Here is a 263-nt window from a genome sequence, read left to right on the forward strand (position 1 = left end):
CATGAGCACCATATCGTGGGGCATCGCGAACTCTTCGAGCGGAGCGAACACCTTGTGGTGGCCAAGGTAGGGCGTCAGCATCACACCAGTTTGACCGCCGGGACCCGCGCCCGGAAACGTCTCCAGAATGTACGGCTTGTCGAGCCCGAGATGCGTTTCGTTTTCGCCTTTGTAGCGGGCGATAACCGTCTGCCCATTACGCAGGTGGGCGGCAATAACAGGTTGCTGCGTGGTTTCAGCTTGCACCGAAATTTCTCCTATAC

The 263-nt window shown here is 57.8% G+C and carries 1 protein-coding gene; it reads right to left on the bottom strand.

All coding sequences use genetic code 11. From position 1 onward, the window contains the following. The coding region (locus tag AC1RP1_RS07740; protein ID WP_481762680.1) for a hypothetical protein at positions 1 to 246 on the bottom strand (246 nt) is incomplete at its 3' end. Positions 247 to 263 lie beyond the last annotated feature (17 nt).

It is taken from the genome of Dellaglioa sp. CoH-56-MRSF-13, assembly GCF_056782095.1.